Here is a 19,297-nt window from a genome sequence, read left to right as displayed (position 1 = left end):
GTTCAAGGGCGGGATCAGGCGGCGAGGCGGACAAAGGACAAAGGCGCAGCCGGGGTCAGGGTGATCGGCATGCCGATACGGGCGTGGAACATCTCACCGTCGAGGAACACCGAGCTGTTGTCGCCCTCGATCGAGATTTCGTCCGCTTCCTCGACATGAACGCCGTCGACCTGCTTGCGGCCGAGGCGCCCGCCGAGACCCGCGACGAGGCCGCGGACGAGCGAGGTCGAGCGGTGATCGACCGCGAGCAGCTTCAGCGGCCCCTTGCCGGCGGTATGGAGATCGCTCCCGAGGAGGAGCTTCTCGAGCGTGGTGACGGCGAGGAGGGCGAAGCGCCCGCTCAGCGTCCCGCGGCGGCGGACCTTGACCTCGATCGGCGCTGGCTTGGGCGGAAGCAGGCCGCCACCGAGCCCGACCATCTGCCGGATCAGCACCGCAATGGCGGTGATGACGTGGCTGATCCCGTTGGGCAGGCCGAGCGGATAGATCTTCTCGCGGCAATATTTCATCGTGTCGGCAAGCCCGGCGCCGCCGAGGAACATGCCGATGACCGGCTGGGTCGAGCCGTCGCTGGTAAGCGCGATCAGTTCGCGCGCGACCAGCCGGTCGCTGAGGTCGCCCTCCGCCATCTCCATCAGCCGTTGCAGCGCCTCGACTGGATCGCCCTGCGCGCCGAGGTCGAGGGCGATGAGGTTGGTCTTGCCGTTGGGCAGGACCGCGACGGGCGGGCGCTGGTCGGCGAAATGGCCGCCGTTGACGATCTCGGTCAGCGCCGCCTGAACGGTGCCGTCGCCGCCGTTGATGACCAGCATCTTCGGGCGGACCCGGGCGATGGTCTTGAGCGCGCAGCCGACTTGGTCGGCCTTCTCGACCTCATAGTGGAAGATGTCCGGATGCTCGGCACAGAAGGCGCGGATGCGCGGCAGCTGCGACAGGTTGCCGGTCGACTTGGGGTTGCTGAGAAGCGCGATTCGGGCCTTGGCCATCAGCTGTTCCTCAGCGGGCCGATCGACAGGCCGCGCAGATATTGCAGCCGGATCGCGATCGGGACGACCGTTCCCGCAACCTGGACTCGGCTGCCGGAGAAGCTCGGCCGGCCAACGAGGCTGAGCGCCGGGTTGCCCGAGAAGCCGGCACCGTCGGTACGGTCCTTTGCCTTGTCCGAATCGATGTCGTGATGGACCGCGACGCCATAGGCGCCGGACCGGGGCACGGCGATGCAGACGTCCATCGAGCGACCGCTCACCGGTACCTTTACCTTCTTCAGCGACGCCCCCTTCTTCAGCCAGCTACCCGAATCATAGAGGGCGAAGCGGAGCAGCCCTCGCGATTCCTTGAAGCCCGAGACGCGAACGAGGATCGCCGGCGTGCCGCCGTTGCAGGCCGCGCTGTCGCCCAGCGGCGCAGCCGTCGCCGCCGACGGCAACGCCATCGCGGTCAACAATCCGGCAGCAAGCAGCATCGGGCAACGCATCAAAAAGCCTGTTTCACCTCACGCCAAAGCAGTTTTCGTCAGCCCAGCTTCAGGAAGCCCAGAGCAGACGGAATGCTGGTTTGTTGTGGTTGCACTTGCTTTGCGGCCAAATGATGGTGTTGAGGGGCCGCACCCGAAAAGACCAATGTCGCTGATTGACCGCTACATCGCCAAGGCGATCGCCATCCCCCTGTTCGGCACGCTCGTGCTGGCGGCGATGCTGCTCGTCCTCGACAAGATGCTGCGCCTGTTCGACTTCGTGATCAACGCGGGCGGGCCGGTCAGCGTCGTCTGGCGGATGCTTGCCAACCTCCTCCCCGAATATTTCGCGCTCGGCATTCCGATCGGGCTGATGCTCGGGATCCTCCTCGCCTTCCGGCGGCTGGCCCTGTCGAGCGAGCTTGACGCGCTGCGCGGGATCGGGGCGGGCTTCGGGCGGCTGCTACGCGTGCCCTACGCTTATGCCTTCGTGCTGCTGCTACTCAACCTGTTCATCGTCGGCTGGCTCCAGCCCTGGACGCATTATGGCTATGAGCGGCTGCGCTTCGACCTGCGCTCGGGCGCGCTCGGCGCGAGCCTCAAGGTGGGCGAGTTCAACACCCTGTCCAAGCGCTTCACGATCCGGATCGACCGGAGCGAGAACAAGGGCACGCAGCTCCACGGCATCTTCGTTCAGGCCGACGACAAGGGCGCGGCCGTGGTCGCGACCGCCGCGCATGGCCGATTTCTCGCCACCGACGATCCCGACACCATCCTCCTCCGGCTCGAGGAAGGACGGCTGATCCAGCAGGATCCCAAGTTCACCGTCCCGCGGACGCTGGCGTTTCAGAGCTACGACCTCCCGATCAAACTTCCGCGCGTCGACAGCTTCCGTGCCCGCGCGCAGGACGAGACCGAGGAGATGATCCTGCCCGAGCTAATCCGGGTCAGCTATGGCGGGACGGTCACCGGCGAGGCCAATCTGGCGGCGCGGTCGAATCTTCACTTCCGGATGGTCGAGGTCATCATGATGATGCTCCTGCCATTGCTCGCGGTCGCGCTGGCGGTGCCGCCCAAGCGGAGCAGTTCGAGCCTCGGCATCTTCATCGGGATCGTGATGGTGGTCGCCTATCACAAGGTGAACCAGTGGGCCGAGGACGCCGGCGCCCGTGGCGACTTCACCCCCGAGGTGGTGATGTACATTCCGTTCCTGATCTTCGCCGGCTGCATCATCTGGATGTTCATGACGCTGGCGACCAAGCCCGGCGGCCAGCCGATCGGCGCGCTCGAGCGCGGCGGGGCCAAGGCATGGAGCTTCATCAAGCGGCTGCTTCCCAAGCCGCGCCGGCGGACGGTCGCGACCGCCGCATGATCAACCTCAACTTCTTCCCGTCGCCGCGGCTCGCCCGCTACACCGTGTGGCTCTACGTCTCGCGCAGCCTCGCGGTGCTGCTCTCGCTCAGCATCGTGCTGATGATGCTGAACCTCCTGTCGGAATCGGGAAAGATCCTGGCCATCCCGGGCAATGGCGAGGGCGAGCTCTGGGCCTATGTCGGCTATCGCTACCCACAGCTGATCGCCTTCGCTTTCCCTTTCTCCTTCCTGCTCGGCGCATTGATTACCTTCACCACGCTCAACCAGAGCAGCGAGGTGGTGGCGATGAAGGCGGCTGGCCTTTCCGCGCATCAGCTGCTTGCGCCGCTGATCGCCGCGAGCCTGGTACTTGCCGGCCTGTCCTTCGCCTTCAACGAGATGGTGGTGGTTAAAGGATCGCGCCAGCTCTCGGCGTGGAGCGACAATGACTACAAGCCGGTGCCGCCCGACAGCGGGATTCTCAGCAACGTCTGGGTGACCGCCGGCGACGACCTCGTCCAGGCGCGGATCGTCACCGGGCGCGGCAGCGGGGTCATGCTTCGCGGGGTCCGCATCTTCGAGCGCGAGAACAATACGATCCGCCGGATCGTCAACGCCGAGGAGGCCCGGCCTTATGCCGGCGCGTGGATGCTGCAGAAGGTTTCGACTTACGACAGCGGCATGAACATGGTCCTCCAGCGGCCGACCGTTCGCGCGCTCGAAGGGGTCGAGCCGCAGCGCTTCACCCTCGCCAAGGTCGATCCGGCCGCACAGACCTTCGGCACGCTGCAGCACAATATCGGCGAGATGGAGCGCGCCGGCGTGACCACCGCCACCGCCCGGACCGGCCTCTGGCACAAGGTTTCGCAGCCGCTTTCGACCATGCTGATGCCGCTCCTCGCCGCGATCGCCGCCTTCGGCCTCGCCCGCTCGGGCAAGGTGCTCGTCCGGGCGGTGATCGGCATGGCGCTCGGCTTTGCCTATTTCGTCATCGACAATTTCGCCGTCGCGCTCGGCAATGTCGGGGCCTACCCGCCGCTGCTCGCGGCCTGGGCACCCTTCCTCTTGTTCCTGCTCATCGGCGAGACCGTCCTCATCCGTTCGGAGGAATGATGCAGCGCCTGTTTCTCGCCCTGCTCTCGCTGTTTGCCATCGGAGCGGCCGCGCCGCCTGCTGCCAAAGACTGGCGCAGCAATGTCGTCGAAAGCGCGGCCGGCTGGACCTTCGGCAAGCCGGGCGCGCCGCTCCTGACCGAATATGCCAGCCTCGGCTGCCCCCATTGCGGGCATTTCGCGGCCGAGACGGGCGCCAAGGTCGATTCACTGGTCAGGGCGGGCAAGCTGCGTTTCGCCTTCCGGCCTTTCCTCATCTTCCCGCATGACCGTGCCGGGACCGTCCTTGCCCGCTGCGTCGCCCCCTCGCGCCGCCTCGCCTTCCTCGAGCAGATGTTCGCCCGGCAGGCCGAGACCAAGGCCGCGCTGACGGCTGCGGATGCCGACGAGACGGCGCGGGGCCGGATCTATGCTGCCGAACTGGCCGGACCGCTCGATCATGCGCGGGCGCTTGCCGAGGCCGGCGGCCTTCTCGCCATTGCCGCGCAACACGGCCTTACCGCAACCGCCGCGCAGCAATGCCTCGCCAGCCAGGCGGCGCATGACTGGGTCACCAATGCCGACCTGACGTCGCGGACATCCGGCGTCACGGGTACGCCGACCTATGAGCTGAGGGGTGTCCGTCTCGACTCTGAACTCACGCCCGAACAGCTGCTTGCGAAGCTGCCGCGCTAGGGCTTTTGTCCCAATGTCGCCGCATTGAAGGTGCAGGAATAAGGGCTTGTGGACTGGCACCGCGGTGCCCGCGCCCCATATTCAGAGGCATGAGAAACGTGAGCAGTTCGGTGAAGCCCGGCATCTGGAAGCGGTCGCATTATCTCGATCGCATGACCCTGAAGGATCTCTGGATCGCCTATTTCCAGTATCCGGCGATCATCACCTACATCGCGCTGGCGTTCGCCAGCATCGTCGTGTGGGCCGAATATCCTGCGAGCCTGCTGCAGACCGGTATCGCGGTTGGCACCGTGGTCATTCTGTACCCGCTCGTCTGGTACTGTCTGCACCGCTGGGTGCTTCACAGCAACTGGATGTTCAAGGTGCCCTTCCTCGCCTCGACCTGGAAGCGCATCCATTATGATCACCACCAGGACCCGAACCACCTCGAGGTGCTGTTCGGCGCGCTCCACACGACGCTTCCGACCATTGCGGCCGTGAGCCTCCCGGTCGGCTATGCGATCGGCGGGATCGGCGGCGCGGCGGCGGCGTTCGCGGCGGGCCTCATCACGACCTGCGTCTACGAGTTCGTGCACTGCATCCAGCACCTCGCCTACAAGCCCAAGAGCAAGGTCATCGCCGAGATGAAGAAGCGCCACATGGCGCACCATTTCCACGATGAGAACGGCAATTACGGGATCACAAGCTATCTTTGGGATCGCGTGCTTGGCACCTTCTACGACCGGCCCGAGCGCCCCAAGAAGAGCCCGACCGTCTTCAACCTCGGCTACACCGAGGAAGTGGCCAAGCGCTATCCGTGGGTGAAGACCCTGTCGGGCGGGATCGTCGCCACTGGCCATCCCCGCAAGCGCGGCGACCAGGCCGGCAGCGAGCGCGAAGCCGCCTGAACGGGTCTCCGGCGAGGACCGGAGGGGCCTGAAAACAAGGACCGGGCTCCCGCTTTCGCAGTAGAACGGCAGCGGGTAAGCCCCGGCGCGTGACCACCGACCTCGTCCCGGATTCCGAGCGCCACGGCCTGATCGGCGGACTTCCGGCCTCCTGGCGGCCTTATGCCAGCCTGATGCGGGTCGATCGGCCGATCGGGACCTGGCTCCTCTACTGGCCCTGCGCATGGAGCGTGGCCTTGGCCGGGGTCGGCGGCCGCTGGGACCTGTTCGCCTGGTTGCTCCTCGGCGCCTTCGCGCTGCGTTCGGCGGGCTGCGTCTACAACGACCTCGTCGACCGCGACCTTGACCGTCAGGTCGCCCGAACCCGTCTCCGTCCCCTCGCCAGCGGCCGCGTGACACCGAAAGCGGCGTGGAGCCTGATCGCCGCGCTGTGCGCCGTCGGGCTCATCGTCCTCTTCCAGCTTCCGCTCATCGCCCAGCTGATCGCGCTCGCGGCCGTGCTTCCCGTCCTCGCCTATCCCTTCATGAAGCGGATCACCTGGTGGCCGCAGGCGTGGCTCGGGCTGGTCTTCAGCTGGGGCGCGCTGGTCGGCTGGCCGGCCGTGCGCGGCACGTTCGACCTTGCGGCGCTGTGGCTGTGGATCGGAAGCATCTTCTGGGTGATCGGCTACGACACGCTCTACGCCATCCAGGACAAGGAGGACGACGCGCTGGTCGGAGTCCGCTCCTCGGCGCGGCGGCTGGGGCGGCATGCCGCGCTCGGTGTCGGCATCTTCTATCTACTCGCTTTGATGGGTTGGGCCGCGGCGCTGTGGACGGTGCGACCAGAGCCGCTCGCCCTCGCCGCCCTCTTCCCCGCCGCGCTTCACCTCGGCAGCCAGGTCGCCCGTGCCAGTCCCGACGACGGCGAACTCGCGCTTCGCCTGTTCCGGTCCAATCGCTTCACCGGACTGCTGCTGCTGCTCGGATTTGCCGCCGTAGGCTTGAGCGCCGCTCCCTAGCCGTTACAGGCGGGGCATGCTGAACGAGAAGGATGCCGCCGAGCGCGCGGCGAAGCTGGTCGACGCCGCACGTAAGGCAGGCGCCTCGTCCGCCGACGCGATGATCGGGATCAGCCGCTCGAGCGGCATCTCAGTCCGCCTCGGCGAGATCGAGGACATCGACCATAGCGAGAGCTTCGAGATCGGCCTGCGCGTGTTCGACGGGCACCGTTCGGCGACTGTCTCCTCGGCCGACATCGATCCGGCGGGCTTCGCCGACCTCGCCGAACGCGCGGTCGCCATGGCCCGGCAGGCACCCGAGGACCCCTATGCCGGGCTTGCCGACCCCGCCCTCCTCGGGAGCGGCGACAGGCCGGACCTCGATCTGGCCGAAGGGGAATTGCCGACCCTCGCCTGGCTCGAGCACAGCGCGCGCGAGGCCGAGACTGCGGCGCGGGGCGTCGCCGGGGTGACGAACAGCAACGGGGCATCGGCGGGCACGGGTCAAAGCCTCGTCGCGCTCGCCACCTCGACGGGCTTCGCCCGCGCGATCCGCGGGACCCACCACAGCATCTCGGCCAGCGTCGTCGCGGGCGAGGCCGGCGCCCTCCAGCGCGACTATGCGTCGCATTCGGCGCGGCACCTCGCCGACCTCGACCCGGCCGAGAAGATCGGCCTCCTCGCCGCCGAACGAACGGTCGCGCGCGTTAATCCCGTGCGGATGGAAAGCGGCCCCTGTGCCGTGCTGTTCGACCCGCGCGTCTCCTCCTCTCTGCTCGGCCACCTCGTCGCCTCGATCACGGGCAGCGCGATCGCGCGCAAGACGAGCTTCCTCCTCGATGCGCTGGGCACGCAGCTGTTCGCCGCGGGCGTAACGGTCCGTGACGATCCCTTCCGCGTGCGCGGCCTGCGCAGCCGGGCGTTCGACGGCGAAGGCCTGCCGTGCCGCCAGCTCGACCTCATCGCCGACGGCGTGCTGACCAGCTGGCTCGCCGAAAGCGCCTCGGCCCGGCAGCTTGGAATCGCCCCCACCGGGCACGCCAGTCGCTCGGTCGGCGGAAGCCCGGCGGCGGGGCCGTCCAATCTTTTCATGCTGCCAGGGCAGCGGAGCCGCGATGCGCTGCTCGCCTCGGGCCCGCGGGCGATCCTCGTGACCGAATTGATCGGACAGGGCGTCAATCCGGTGACCGGCGACTACAGCCGGGGCGCGGCCGGCTTCCTGGTCGAGAATGGCGCGATCGGACCGGCGGTTGCCGAGATCACCATCGCCGGCAATCTCAAGGACATGTTCCGTTCGCTCGAGCCGGCAAGCGACCTCGAGCTGCGCCGTGGGATCGACGCACCGACGATCCTGATCTCCGAAATGACGGTCGCGAGCGCCTAGCCGCGAAGCTGGACGAGGACGGCTTCGGCGAGCGTCCGGAAGGCAGCCGCGGCAGGGCCGTCGCCGGCGGCCGGAGGACGTCCGGCATCGGATTCGGCGCGAAGGCTCGCCGAGAGCGGAAGCCGCCCGAGGAAGGGCACGTCGAGTTCGCGCGCCGTCGCCTCGGCCCCGCCGCTGCCGAACGGATCGCTGGTCTCCCCGCAATGGGGGCATTGATAGCCGGCCATGTTCTCGATCAGGCCGAGGACTGGCACCGAGGTCTTGCCGAACAGGTCGATCGCGCGCCGCGCATCGGCGAGGGAGAGGTCCTGCGGGGTGGAAACGATCACCGCCCCCACCGGTCGCGACTTCTGGATCAGGGAAAGCTGCACGTCCCCGGTGCCGGGGGGAAGGTCGACGATGATATAGTCGGTCCCGCTCCAGTCGCCTTCCACCAGCTGGGTCAGTGCCCCCGACGCCATCGGCCCCCGCCAGGCGAGCGCATGGCCCGGGCTGACGAGCTGGCCGACGGAGAGAAACTTGATCCCCTGCGCCTCGACCGGGATCAGCTGCTTGTCGCGGGCTTCGGGCCGCTCGGACGTGCCTAGAAGGGTCGGCTGCGAGGGGCCGTAGATATCGGCGTCGATGATCCCGACCTTGTGGCCGAGGCGGCTGAGCGCGATGGCCAGATTGGTGGAGACGGTCGACTTGCCGACCCCGCCCTTCCCCGCCCCGACGGCGATCAGGCGCGGACCTTCCGCCTTGCCGGCGGTCATGGCGACACGGACTTCGGAAATGCCTTCCTGGGTCCTCGCTTCATCGCGCAGACGCGCCTCGAGCGCCGTGCGCGCCGCCTCGTCGAGCCCGGTCGCATCGACTACCAGGGTCAGCACGCCGTCCTTCTCGCGGATCGAGCGGATGGTGTCGGCGTCGGCGCCGAAGTGGCTCTTCTCGATGGTCATGGCGGGCAGCACCTAGGGTCTCGTCCACCCGGCACAAGGGTCATTGTTTCGCCCCCACTGTTAAATGCCGGACCTGCATCTATATCTGTCCGCATGAACAGCATCCCGGGGTGGGCTTCACGCGTGCGCGGCCTTTTTGCGGACAGCAAGGGACCATGGGGTCCAAGTGGCGGATCGACGCCGCCTGACAATGGCGGCGGCAAGGAACCGCCGAGCCCGGGGCCGACCAGCCCCTGGGGTTCGCCCGGCGCGACCAAGCCCGGCGCCGGCAACAACGTCACCAGCCTCGACGATCTGATCGCTCGCAGCCGCGCCCGCTTCGGCGGGGGTGGCGGTGGCGGGATCGGCGGAGGCATCGGCCGCCGTCCGCCGAGCGCGTCGCTGATCTTCTGGCTCTTTGCCGCCTTCCTCGCGCTGTGGCTGGTGCTGACCACCTTCCACCGCATCGCGCCGGAAGAGCGCGGCGTCGTGACCCAGTTCGGCCGCTACAGCCGCACGCTCGGGCCAGGTGTCGGATTCACCCTCCCGAGCCCGATCGAGCGGGTCCAGAAGGTCGACGTCGAGAACATCCGCGGAATCGACCTCGGTTCGACCACCAGCGAGACGCTGATGCTGACGGGCGACCAGAATATCATCGACATCGCCTATACGGTCCGCTGGAACGTCCGCGATCCCGAGCTTTACCTGTTCGAGCTCCAGAATCCGGAAGAGACGATCCAGCAGGTCGCCGAAAGCGCGATGCGCGCGGCGCTCAGCGGCACCACCCTCAACGAAGCCATCGGCGAAGGCCGCGGCGAGATTGAGGCCCGGGTGCAGGAGACGATGCAGCGGATTCTCGACTTCTATCGCAGCGGCGTCGTCATCCAGGGCGTCGCGATCAAGCAGGCGGACCCGCCCTCGGCCGTCAATGACGCCTTCAAGGCGGTCAGCGCGGCGCAGCAGGCCGCGCAGAGCGACATCAACCAGGCCCGCGCTTATTCCCTCCAGCTGCGCCAGCTCAGTCAGGGTGAAGCGACGGCCTTCGACAAGGTCTACGAGCAGTACAAGCTCGCCCCCGAGGTCACCCGCCGCCGCATGTATTACGAGACCATGGAACGCGTCCTGCAGAACGTCGACAAGACGATCGTCGAGGCGCCCGGCGTGACGCCCTACCTGCCGCTTCAGCAGACCCGACCGCCAGCAGCCGCGATATCGGAGCCGCAGGCCCAGGGCGGCGCCCAGCAGGGAGGCGGTCGATGATCGACGCCTTCCTCCGCCGCCCGTTGATGGCAGCCATCCTCGCCACGCTCCTGCTGGTGACCGTGCTGTCGAGCGTCAGCGTGATCAGCGAGACCGAACAGGCGCTGGTGGTGCGCTTTGGCAAGCCCGAGCGCATCTACAACCGCTACCGCGCGAACCAGCCGATCGGCAGCGCGGGCGCCGGCCTCGCCTTTCGCATCCCCTTCTTCGAGGAACTGGTCCGGATCGACAAGCGCGTCCGCGACGTCGACATGGAACGGCAGCAGGTGCTGTCGACCGACCAGCTTCGGCTCGAGGTCGATGCCTTCGCCCGCTACCGGATCGTCGATCCGCTGCGGATGTACGTCAGCGCCCGGTCGGAGGACCGCGTTGGCGAGGCGCTTCGTCCGATCCTCGGCTCGGAACTTCGCAACGAGCTCGGCAAGCGGCCGTTCGCCGACCTGCTCAGCCCCGAGCGGCAGGGCGCGATGGAGAATATCCGTCGCGGCCTCGACCGGGTCGCGCGCCAATATGGCGTCCAGATCATCGACGTCCGGATCAAGCGCGCCGACCTTCCCGACGGAAGCCCGCTGCAAAGCGCCTACGACCGGATGAAGACCGCGCGCGAGCAGGAAGCGCGCTCGATTCGGGCCGAGGGTGCCAAGCAGGCCCAGATCATCCGCGCCGAAGCCGATGCCGAGGCGGCCAAGACCTATGCCACCAGTTTCGGCAAGGATCCGGCCTTCTACGACTTCTACCGCGCGATGCAGGCCTATCAGCGCACCTTCGTCGGCGACGACGGTAAGGCGCGTCCGACCAACGTGATCCTGTCCCCGCAAAATGAGTTCCTGCGCGAATTCACGCGAGGGGGTGGGCGCTGAACCGGTTCAATGAGCGTTCAGGTGCTTGACCTAGCACGTGTGGCTGGGGCTCACCGCTTAAAGGAAGTTCTGACCATATGAAGTCGTCGAGGGAGTTCTCCAAAGTGCGCTATGCCTACGGTGTCGCGGCGGCCCTGCTGATTGGCGGGAGTGCCTTTTCGATCGCCACCGGGCCGGTCGGTGCGCAGGTTGCGCAAAATGCTCCGGCCGCCATGCCGCCGAAGGGCGCTCCGGTTTCCTTCGCCGACCTCGCCGCGCGGCTTCAGCCGGCCGTGGTCAATATCTCGACCCGCCAGCGCGTGCCGGTCCAGAACCAACAGAATGATCCGCTCGCCGAGTTCCTGCGCCGCTTCGGCCAGCCCGGCCAGGGGAATGAGGGCGAGAGTGGTGGCGCCGCGCCGCGGACCCGCGAGACTGGGTCGCTCGGTTCGGGCTTCATTATCTCGCCCGACGGTTACGTCGTGACCAACAATCACCTCATCCAGGGCGCGCAGGGCACCGGGACGGTCGACAGCGTGACCGTCATCCTGTCCGACCGCCGCGAGCTTCCGGCCCGCATCATCGGCCGCGACCAGGCGTCCGATCTTGCCCTCCTCAAGGTCGAGGGCGCCAACTTCCCGTTCGTCCAGTGGGGCGACAGCCAGCGCGCGCGTGTCGGCGACTGGGTGATGGCGATCGGCAATCCCTACGGCCTCGGCGGCACCGTCACCGCCGGTATCATCTCGGCGCTTCATCGCGGGATCACCGGCGCGGGCGCCTACGACCGCTACATCCAGACCGATGCCAGCATCAACATGGGCAACAGCGGCGGCCCGATGTTCGACCTCAACGGCAATGTCATCGGGGTCAATTCGGCGCTGATCAGCCCGACCGGCGCGAGCGTCGGCATCGGCCTCGCCATCCCGGCCGAGCTCGCCAAGCCGGTGATCGAGAGCCTTCGCCGCGGGCAGCGTCCGCAGCGCGGCTATCTCGGCATCGGCCTGCTTCCGCTCGACGAGAGCAGCGCCGCCGCATTGGGCCTGCCCAAGGATCGCGGCGAGCTCGTGCGCTCGGTCGTCCCCGGCCAGCCCGCGCAGCGCGCCGGTCTCCAGCAGGGCGACGTGATCGTCCGTGTCGGTGGCCGCGACGTGACCCCCGACGAGACCGCCTCCTACCTCATCGCCAACGTCACCCCTGGCGCCAAGGTGCCGATCGAGGTGATCCGCGACGGTCGCCGCCAGACCTTCACCGCAACGGTCGCGCAGCGCCCGACCGAGGAAGAGCTGGCCAAGATCAACGGTGGGACCGACCAGGGTTCGTTCGACCCCAACGACAGCAACCAGCCGGCCGTCCCTGCCGGGCAGGCGCTCGGCCTGTCGCTGCAGCCGCTGACCCCGGAAATCGCGCGTGCCGTGCAGGTCCCGGCGACCACGCGCGGGCTCGTCGTCACCAACGTCGATCCCAACAGCGATGCCGCCGACAAGGGCCTTCGCCGCGGCGACGTCGTCATGTCGGTCAATCGCCAACCGGTCGCCTCGACCGCGCAGGTCGCGGCCGCGGTGGACGCGGCACGCCGCGCCGGCCGGACCGCGGTCCTGCTGCTGGTGAAGCGCGGCTCGGCTCCCGAGACCTTCATCGGGATCGATATCGCGCGCTGACCCCTCGCCTATCCTCCCGTCCCTCGCTAGGCTTCGGCCACGGCAAGGGACGGGAGACGACATGGGCAGCATCTTCATCGGTGCAAAGAGCGGCGGCGTTAGCCCGCAGCAGCTGGAACTGAAGCGCGCCAATCGCCACGGCCTGATCGCGGGCGCGACGGGCACCGGCAAGACCGTGACCCTCCAGGGCCTGGTCGAAGGCTTCGCCGCCGCCGGCGTCCCGACCTTCGTCGCCGATGTGAAGGGCGACCTCGCCGGCCTCGCCATGGCCGGGTCGCCCACCGCCAAGACTCACGAGATCTTCGCCGCCCGTGCCGCCGAGCTCGGCATCAGCGACTGGCAGTATCGCGATTGCCCGGTCCAGTTCTGGGACCTCTTCGGCGAGCAGGGTCACCCCATCAGGACCACCGTCAGTGAGATGGGCCCACTGCTCCTCGCGCGGCTGATGAACCTCAACGACGTCCAGGAAGGCGTGCTGACGATCGCCTTCCATGTCGCCGACAAGGAGGGCCTGCTCCTCCTCGACCTCGACGACCTTCAGGCGATGCTGGTCGCCTGCGGAGAGCGCGCCGACGAACTGACGCTCGAATATGGCAATGTGGCCAAGCCCACCATCGGCGCCATCCAGCGCAGCCTGCTCCAGCTGCGCAGCCAAGGTGGCGACCATTTCTTCGGCGAGCCGGCGCTGGCCCTCGAGGACTTCCTCAAGATCGACGAGAGCGGGCGGGGCATCGTCAACATCCTCGCCGCCGACAAGTTAATGGCCTCCCCAAGGCTCTACTCCACCTTCCTCCTCTGGCTCCTCTCCGAACTGTTCGAGCTCCTTCCCGAGGTCGGCGACCAGGACCAGCCCAAGCTCTGTTTCTTCTTCGACGAGGCCCACCTGCTATTCGACGATGCGCCCCCGGCGCTCCTCGAGAAGGTCGAGCAGGTCGTCCGCCTGATCCGCTCCAAGGGCGTCGGCGTCTATTTCATCACCCAGAATCCGATCGACATCCCCGACACGGTCGCGGGCCAGCTCGGCAACCGCGTCCAGCACGCGCTGCGGGCCTTCACCCCGCGCGACCAGGCGGCGGTGAAGAGCGCGGCCGAGACCTTCCGTCCCAATCCCGAGATCGACGTCACCAGCGCGATCACCGAATTGAAGGTCGGCGAGGCACTGGTCTCGCTCCTGCTGCCCGACGGCAGCCCCTCGCCGGTCGAGCGCGTGCTGATCAAGCCGCCCGCCAGCCGGGTCGGCCCGGTGACCGCGCAGGAGCGCCAGATCTTCGTCACCACCGATGCGATCGGGACGAAATACGATACGCTGGTCGACCGCGACAGCGCCGAGGAAATCCTCAAGGCCAAGGCCGGCGAAGCCGCCGCCGCGGCCGCCGCGGCCCAGGCGGAGAAGGAGCAGGCAAAGGCCGACGCGCTCGCCGCGAAGGAACAGGCCCGGCTGGCGCGTGAACAGGCGCAAGCCGATGCTGCCCGCCAACGCGAGGAAGCCCGGCTGCAGCGCGAGCAGGACAAGGCCGACGCCGCTGCCCGCCGCGAAGCGGAGCGCGCCGCCCGCGAGGCCGCCCGTCCGACCATGTTCGACAAGGCCGTCCAGAGCGCCGCCCGTTCGGCGGCGAGCTCGGTCGGGCGCCAGCTCGGCAACAAGCTGCTCCGCGGCATCCTGGGAAGCCTGCTCAAATAATGTCCGATCTCATCATCCGGCCGGTGGCGTCCAAGGCCGACCGCAAGCGCTTCGTCGACCTCGTCTGGGACGTCTATCGGGACGATCCCAACTGGGTGCCGCCCCTCAAGGACGAGATGATGGGGCTGATCACCCCAGGCAAGAATCCCTGGTTCGAACATGCCGAGGCCGCCCTGTGGCTGGCCGAACGTGGTGGCCGCGCGATCGGGCGTATCTCGGCGCAGGTCGATCGCCTGGTCCTCGAACATATGGGTCCGGGCATCGGCAACTGGGGCATGTTCGAAGTCTTCGACGGCGAGGCCGAGGCTGGCCCGAAGCTCATCGCCACCGCCGAACAATGGCTTCGCGACAAGGGCATGACGAGCTCGCTCGGGCCGCTCAGCCTGTCGATCTGGGACGAGCCAGGCCTGCTCGTCCAGGGCTTCGGCGAGCCGCCGACCGCGATGATGGGCCATCATCGGCCGAGCTACCAGGCGATTGTCGAAGGCGCCGGCTATGCCAAGGCGAAGGACCTCGTCACCTACGAACTCGACATCCGGATCAACATGATCCCGATGATCCAGCGACTGATCGATGCCGGCGATCGCTCGGGCAAGATCCGCATCCGCAGCGTCGACAAGAGTCGTTTCGACGAGGAAGCGCACACGATCCTGACGCTGCTCAACGATGCCTGGTCGGACAATTGGGGCTTCGTGCCGCTGACCGAGTCCGAGATCGCTTATGCCGGCAAGAAGCTGAAGCCGATCATCTACGAGGACCTCGTCTGCATCGCCGAGGTGAAGAACGAGGCCGGGGTGTTCGAGCCCGCGGCCTTCATGATCACCATTCCCGACCTCAATGAGCTGACCCGCGACCTCAACGGCGAGCTCTTCCCGTTCGGCTTCGTCAAGTTGCTCTGGCGGCTACGCAAGCCGCGGGTGAAAAGGATGCGGGTGCCGCTGATGGGCGTCGCCAAGAAGTATCAGGGCGGCCGCCTGTCGGCCCAGCTTGCCTTCATGATGATCGAACGAAACCGGGTGGCGAGCGTCGGCCCTTATGGCGCGAGCCATGGCGAGTTCGGCTGGGTGCTCGAGGACAATCAGGGCATGCTGTCTATCGCGCAGCTGCCGGGCGCCGAGGTCAACAAGACCTACCGCATCTACGAGAAGGCACTTTAGTCGCGGCGCTCGGCCGCGGGCGCCCTAAGCCAGCGTGATCCAGGTTGGCGTGTGGTCGCTGGATTTTTCCTCGCCGCGCGCCCAGCGATCGATCCCCGCCGCCTGCAGCCGGTCGGTGACCTGCGGCGAACAGAGCAGGTGGTCGATGCGGAAGCCCGCGTCGCGCTGCCAGCAGCCCGCGGTATAGTCCCAGAAGGTGTATAGCTTGTCCTCGGTCGGGTGCAGCGCCCGGACGGCGTCGGTCCAGCCCTGATTGACGATCCGCCGCCAGGCCGCGCGGCTCTCGGGCTGGGTCAGCGCATCCCGCGCCATGGCCGAGACCGAGAAGGTATCGCGATCCTCGGGGATGATGTTGAAGTCGCCGGCGAGCACGACCGGTCGCTCCTCGGACAGGAGGTGCGCCGCATGCTCGCGCAGCCGCTCCATCCAGCGCAGCTTATAGTCGAACTTTTCGGTGCCGATCGGATTGCCGTTGGGCAGGTAGATGGAGGCGATTACGACCCCGCCGACCTCGGCTTCGATGTAGCGGCTGTGGCTGTCGTCGGGATCGCCCGGAAGCCCCACCCGGCGAAGGTCGGGGCTCTGTTCGCGGGCCAGGATCGCGACGCCGTTGAAGCCCTTCTGCCCATGCCAGACGGCGCGGTAACCCGCGCCCTCGATGTCGAGCACGGGAAGCAACTCGTCGGCGCACTTCAGCTCCTGGAGGCAGGCGACGTCCGGCTGCTCCTTCTCGAGCCATTCGAGCAGGCGCGGAAGCCGCGCGCGGATACCGTTGATGTTGAAGGTCGCGATCTTCATGCGGCTGCCGTACTTCGCCCCTTCCCTTCAGGGAAGGTGGCAGTCGCGAAGCGGCTGACGGATGGGTTCGCCAAACCCCTCAGTCGGCGATGCCGACAGCTCCCCTGGAGGGGCGCGGTGAAAGGTCAGATCCCGAAGCTCGAGCCGCAGCCGCAGCCGCTGGCGGCGTTGGGATTGCGCACCTTGAAGGCCGCCCCGCCGAGATCCTCGACATAATCGACCTCGCTGCCGTCGAGCAGGTCGAAGCTCACCGGATCGACCACCAGCCGGACACCGTCGGTCTCCGCGACGAGGTCGTCGGCTTCCGGTTCACCGAGTGCGAAACGATAGGTGAAACCCGCGCACCCCCCACCATCGACGGCGAGCCGGAGGATCGCCGGCCGCGACTGCTTGGTCGCGATCTGTGCCACGCGGCGTGCAGCAGCTTCGGTGAGGAGGAGGGAAGTCATGATCGCAATGTAGGGCGCGCTGCGGGCGCCCTCAAGGCAAGGCTCAGCGGCCGCCCGAACCCGGACCACCCAGCGCGATCTGGTCCATGCTGTGCGTGCTGCGGCTCTTGATCGAGGCGAGATAATCGGTCGAGCGCATGAAGGGGATCGGGTTGACCGCACGGCCGTCGATCCGGACTTCGTAGTGGAGATGGCTGCCGGTCGAACGGCCGGTCGAGCCCATGCGACCGATCAGCTGGCCGCGCTTGATGCGGTCGCCAGCGCGGACGCCGATGTACGACAGGTGGCCGTAGCGGGTCTCGATGCCGCGACCGTGGTCGATCTTGATGAGGTTGCCATAGCCGCCGCTGTTGAAGCCGGCATTGATCACGGTGCCGTCGGCAGTCGCGTAGATCGGGGTGCCGAGCGGGCCGGCGAGGTCGATGCCGGCGTGCATGGCAGCGCCGCGACCGAAGGGATCGTTGCGGACGCCGAAGCTCGAGGTGAAGTCGGCGGTCTTGACCGGCTTGTCCGAGGGGACCGCGATCACGCCATCCTGCAGCGAGTCCAGCTTCTTCCAGCTGTTGAACAGCGCCTTGAAGGTCGGGTCGCTCTTGGTCACCGGCTCGTACGGCCCACCGACTGCGAGGCGCTGCGGCGAGAGGCCGAGCTTGCGCAGTTCGCGGGTCGCCGTCTTGTAGCGCGCCTCGAGGCGATCGGCCGCGGCGGCCTCCTCGGCGGCAAGCTTGCCCTCGGCCCGCTCGAGCGGAGCGGCGATGGCGGCGGGAAGCGCCTGCGCGGCACTGGCCTCGGGGAGGGCGGACGGGTCGACGTCACCGCCGGCGATCATCGTCGCGAGGAGGCGCTGGCGCTGCTCGATGAGCTTGGCGCGCTGCTCGGTCGCGGCGGCGAGTTGCTGAAGCTGGGCGGCGTCGCTGACGACAACCTGGGCCTTGTCACCGGTCATGAAATGCGCGGCGGCAAAGGCCGACCAAGCGAACATCACGGCGGCGAGGGCGAGAAAGGCAAGCTGGACGGGAGCGGTGAGGCGAATGCGACGGAGCTTGTTGCCGTCGTGCACGAACAGGTCGCGGCTGCGGAGCAGTCCCGATGTTCCCAGTGCATGCGCCATACGATTGATGCTCCTAAGCTCTTCACGTCGAAGATCGCCGACGCGCCGCAGCAAAGCGGCGTGTGACGATCAGCATGTCTGGAGCTCCCCAGCCCCTGCCCGTCGCGGCGTTTTTGCCCTCCGCCACGACCGACAAGCAGGAAAAGACCCTCTAGGGTTAATGAATACAACCTTTTCGTTCCCTCTCCGGGACGAGTTGCGAGGCTCGAGCGGTGAACTGAGCCATTCGCTTGATTCACGTTGGCATTCCGCACCCCGGACCAAAGGTCGTATCCGGAGAATCAGCGGTTCGGGGTTGCCGCGGGTCGGGAAGCCTGTACATCCGGCGGCGGGCCACGCCGTCCCAACGCGGCGCGTGCTCTCTGTAAGGAGAGTCAGAAATGACGAATGCCACGACCCCGATGCCCGAGGTGCGCCCGGCGCGCCCGCACTTTTCCTCGGGCCCCTGCGCCAAGCCGCCCGGCTGGTCGCCCTCGCTCCTCGCCACCGACAGCCTCGGCCGCTCGCACCGATCGAAGCTCGGCAAGCAGCGCCTCCAATATTGCATCGACCTCATGCGCGAGCTGCTCGGCCTGCCCGACACCCACCGCATCGGCATCGTCCCCGGCTCGGACACCGGCGCCTATGAGATGGCGATGTGGACGATGCTCGGCGCCCGGCCCGTCACCGCGCTCGCCTGGGAAAGCTTCGGCGAGGGCTGGGTCACCGATGCGGTCAAGCAGCTGAAGATCGATCCGACCGTCATCCGCGCCGACTATGGCGACCTCCCGGACCTCGGCCAGGTCGACTGGTCCAACGACGTCCTCTTCACCTGGAACGGCACGACCAGCGGCGTCCGCGTCCCCGACGGCGACTGGATCCTGCAAGACCGCGAGGGCTTGAGCTTCGCCGACGCCACCAGCGCGGTCTTCGCCTACGACATTCCGTGGGACAAGATCGATGTCGCGACCTTCTCCTGGCAGAAGGTACTCGGCGGCGAAGGCGCGCACGGGATCCTGATCCTCGGGCCCCGCGCGGTCGAGCGGCTCGAGACCTACACTCCCGCCTGGCCCCTCCCCAAGCTCTTCCGGCTCATCTCCAAGGGCAATTTGAGCGAAGGCATCTTCAAGGGCGAGACGATCAACACCCCCTCGATGCTCGCGGTCGAGGATGCGATTGTCAGCCTCGAATGGGCGAAGAGCATCGGCGGCGGCCCCGGAATGATCGCGCGCTCAGATGCCAATGCCGAGGCGCTTGGGCGCATCGTCGACGCGCGCCCGTGGCTCGGCCACCTCGCCGCCGACCCCGCCAGCCGCTCGAAGACCAGCGTCTGCCTGACGGTCGAAGGCGCCGACGAAGCCCGGATCAAGAAGATGGCCGCCCTCCTCGAAGAGCAAGGCGCCGCCTTCGACATCGCCGGCTACCGCGACGCCCCGCCGGGGCTTCGCATCTGGTGCGGCGCCACGGTCGACACGAGCGACATCGAAGCCCTCGGGCCGTGGCTCGACTGGGCGTACGGGGCCTCGGCCGCCTGATCCCTTTTTCGTCATCCCCGCGAAGGCGGGGATCCACCTGAACCTTCGCGAGCCGGGAGATGGATT

18 protein-coding genes are annotated in these 19,297 nt (G+C 67.6%); 12 read left to right on the top strand and 6 right to left on the bottom strand.

Annotated features, from left to right (window positions below; all coding sequences use genetic code 11):
- Positions 1-14: 14 nt before the first annotated feature.
- Together AC4GYU_RS06020 and AC4GYU_RS06015 are read right to left on the bottom strand one after the other, a co-directional pair.
- A complete protein-coding gene (locus tag AC4GYU_RS06020) occupies positions 15-986 on the bottom strand; it encodes a diacylglycerol/lipid kinase family protein (RefSeq protein ID WP_491085986.1) in 972 nt (323 codons plus the stop codon).
- Positions 986-1,462 carry a DUF2141 domain-containing protein gene (locus AC4GYU_RS06015; RefSeq protein WP_491085985.1) on the bottom strand — a complete coding sequence of 159 codons (477 nt, stop codon included), beginning with the start codon at positions 1,460-1,462 and terminating at the stop codon, positions 986-988. The genes AC4GYU_RS06020 and AC4GYU_RS06015 overlap by 1 nt, the downstream gene beginning before the upstream one ends.
- A 157-nt stretch (positions 1,463-1,619) precedes the next feature.
- On the opposite strand from AC4GYU_RS06015, the gene lptF reads away from it, so the two are divergent.
- The 6 genes from lptF (at position 1,620) to AC4GYU_RS05985 (ending at position 7,844) form a co-directional block, all read left to right on the top strand.
- On the top strand, positions 1,620-2,825 hold the full coding sequence (gene lptF, locus AC4GYU_RS06010) for an LPS export ABC transporter permease LptF (RefSeq protein ID WP_491085984.1): 1,206 nt from the start codon (positions 1,620-1,622) through the stop codon (positions 2,823-2,825).
- Positions 2,822-3,919, top strand: coding sequence for an LPS export ABC transporter permease LptG (gene lptG / locus AC4GYU_RS06005; protein WP_491085983.1), 1,098 nt, complete (start codon positions 2,822-2,824; stop codon positions 3,917-3,919). The genes lptF and lptG overlap by 4 nt, the downstream gene beginning before the upstream one ends.
- Positions 3,916-4,593 (top strand): thioredoxin domain-containing protein, encoded by a 678-nt coding sequence (locus AC4GYU_RS06000; RefSeq protein ID WP_491085982.1) that lies wholly within the window; start codon positions 3,916-3,918, stop codon positions 4,591-4,593. Before lptG ends, AC4GYU_RS06000 begins: the two co-directional genes overlap by 4 nt.
- 89 nt (positions 4,594-4,682) lie before the next feature.
- Entirely contained in the window at positions 4,683-5,480 is a 798-nt protein-coding gene (locus AC4GYU_RS05995) for a sterol desaturase family protein (RefSeq protein ID WP_491085981.1), read from the top strand.
- An 89-nt stretch (positions 5,481-5,569) separates the two neighbouring features.
- Complete coding sequence (gene ubiA / locus AC4GYU_RS05990) at positions 5,570-6,481, top strand: 4-hydroxybenzoate octaprenyltransferase (protein WP_491085980.1); 912 nt, start codon at positions 5,570-5,572, stop codon at positions 6,479-6,481.
- 16 nt (positions 6,482-6,497) lie between these two features.
- Positions 6,498-7,844 (top strand): TldD/PmbA family protein, encoded by a 1,347-nt coding sequence (locus AC4GYU_RS05985; protein WP_491085979.1) that lies wholly within the window; start codon positions 6,498-6,500, stop codon positions 7,842-7,844.
- Here the strand turns inward: AC4GYU_RS05985 and AC4GYU_RS05980 are convergent.
- Positions 7,841-8,785: an Mrp/NBP35 family ATP-binding protein gene (locus AC4GYU_RS05980; protein WP_491085978.1), complete on the bottom strand. Its 945-nt coding sequence runs from the start codon at positions 8,783-8,785 to the stop codon at positions 7,841-7,843. The genes AC4GYU_RS05985 and AC4GYU_RS05980 overlap by 4 nt on opposite strands.
- Before the next feature lie 93 nt (positions 8,786-8,878).
- On the opposite strand from AC4GYU_RS05980, the gene hflK reads away from it, so the two are divergent.
- The 5 genes from hflK to AC4GYU_RS05955 all read left to right on the top strand — a co-directional run bounded on the left by hflK (position 8,879) and on the right by AC4GYU_RS05955 (position 15,359).
- Positions 8,879-10,024 (top strand): FtsH protease activity modulator HflK, encoded by a 1,146-nt coding sequence (hflK, locus tag AC4GYU_RS05975; RefSeq protein ID WP_491085977.1) that lies wholly within the window; start codon positions 8,879-8,881, stop codon positions 10,022-10,024.
- Complete coding sequence (hflC, locus tag AC4GYU_RS05970) at positions 10,021-10,884, top strand: protease modulator HflC (RefSeq protein ID WP_491085976.1); 864 nt, start codon at positions 10,021-10,023, stop codon at positions 10,882-10,884. The genes hflK and hflC overlap by 4 nt, the downstream gene beginning before the upstream one ends.
- A 104-nt stretch (positions 10,885-10,988) precedes the next feature.
- The gene (locus AC4GYU_RS05965; protein ID WP_491085975.1) at positions 10,989-12,521 is read left to right on the top strand and encodes a Do family serine endopeptidase; all 1,533 of its coding nucleotides are present in this window, start codon (positions 10,989-10,991) and stop codon (positions 12,519-12,521) included.
- Between the two features lie 61 nt (positions 12,522-12,582).
- Positions 12,583-14,202 (top strand): helicase HerA-like domain-containing protein, encoded by a 1,620-nt coding sequence (locus AC4GYU_RS05960; protein ID WP_491085974.1) that lies wholly within the window; start codon positions 12,583-12,585, stop codon positions 14,200-14,202.
- The gene (locus AC4GYU_RS05955) at positions 14,202-15,359 is read left to right on the top strand and encodes an N-acetyltransferase (protein ID WP_491085973.1); all 1,158 of its coding nucleotides are present in this window, start codon (positions 14,202-14,204) and stop codon (positions 15,357-15,359) included. The genes AC4GYU_RS05960 and AC4GYU_RS05955 overlap by 1 nt, the downstream gene beginning before the upstream one ends.
- A gap of 24 nt (positions 15,360-15,383) precedes the next feature.
- Here the strand turns inward: AC4GYU_RS05955 and xth are convergent, their stop codons facing one another.
- The 3 genes from xth to AC4GYU_RS05940 all read right to left on the bottom strand — a co-directional run bounded on the left by xth (position 15,384) and on the right by AC4GYU_RS05940 (position 17,717).
- Complete coding sequence (xth, locus tag AC4GYU_RS05950; protein WP_491085972.1) at positions 15,384-16,157, bottom strand: exodeoxyribonuclease III; 774 nt, start codon at positions 16,155-16,157, stop codon at positions 15,384-15,386.
- A gap of 125 nt (positions 16,158-16,282) precedes the next feature.
- Positions 16,283-16,606: a HesB/IscA family protein gene (locus AC4GYU_RS05945; protein WP_491085971.1), complete on the bottom strand. Its 324-nt coding sequence runs from the start codon at positions 16,604-16,606 to the stop codon at positions 16,283-16,285.
- Positions 16,607-16,649: 43 nt separating this feature from the next.
- Complete coding sequence (locus AC4GYU_RS05940) at positions 16,650-17,717, bottom strand: M23 family metallopeptidase (protein ID WP_491085970.1); 1,068 nt, start codon at positions 17,715-17,717, stop codon at positions 16,650-16,652.
- A 380-nt stretch (positions 17,718-18,097) separates the two neighbouring features.
- On the opposite strand from AC4GYU_RS05940, the gene AC4GYU_RS05935 reads away from it, so the two are divergent.
- Entirely contained in the window at positions 18,098-19,231 is a 1,134-nt protein-coding gene (locus AC4GYU_RS05935) for a phosphoserine transaminase (protein ID WP_491085969.1), read from the top strand.
- Positions 19,232-19,297 lie beyond the last annotated feature (66 nt).

Source organism: Sphingomonas sp. SP2, assembly GCF_058313385.1.
The sequence above is the reverse complement of the archived record's forward strand: the minus strand, read 5'-3'. Positions and strand labels throughout refer to the sequence as shown.